This window comes from Geodermatophilus sp. SYSU D00867, from assembly GCF_054050315.1.
This window is the reverse complement of the sequence record NZ_JBJGZC010000047.1, coordinates 1-632: the sequence shown is the minus strand read 5'-3', so window position 1 is coordinate 632 and position 632 is coordinate 1. Positions and strand designations below refer to the sequence as shown.

Annotated in this window: 1 protein-coding gene; it reads left to right on the top strand. The window is 74.5% G+C overall.

All coding sequences use genetic code 11. The features are described 5' to 3' along the window. Positions 1 to 290: 290 nt before the first annotated feature. A partial coding sequence (locus tag ACI8AK_RS23185; RefSeq protein ID WP_456958193.1) for a hypothetical protein occupies positions 291 to 632 on the top strand: 342 nt, incomplete at its 3' end.

Below are 632 nucleotides of genomic sequence, written 5' to 3'. Positions count from 1 at the left end.
CGCCGCCGGCCGGGTCGAGTACGCGGACTCCGGCTGCTTCGCCTACGTCAACCAGCAGACCGACTACACCGGCGTGGCTCCGTGGGGCCCGTTCCACCCGACCGGACTGCCCTCACGCGTCACCCGCCGGTGACCTCCCGGGCGCGGGTCGACGCTAACGGCGGCCCCCAGCGAGCCCTCCGCTCCTAGGATCCCGTTGCACCACGCGCCCAGCGCTGTCGCACAGGCGGTCGACGGGACCCGACCCGCCGCCTCGGCCTCGTGGCGCCCCGAACACGGGAGGAGCGACCATGACCGCCCATCAGGGCCGCCGGACAGGCGCCGCGGTGTGGCGGGTCGGCGCAGCGCTCGCGGTCGCGCTCGCCGCGGGACTGAGCTCGATCGCCGTCGTGGTCGCGACGAGGTCCGCCGCGACACCCGAGACGGCCACCCCGACGTCACCTCCGGAACCCACGGTGGCGACCATCACGACCTACCCGCCCCAGCCGGCCGCGCTCTTCTACGATGCCGCGTCGGGTGCGGAGGCCTACGCGCACCCGGGCGGTCTGGTGGTGGCGGGCCGGGACAACTTCCAGGACCCGGTGTTCGAACAGGTGTCGGCCGCCGGGGGCAGCGTGCTGATCTACCTCGAC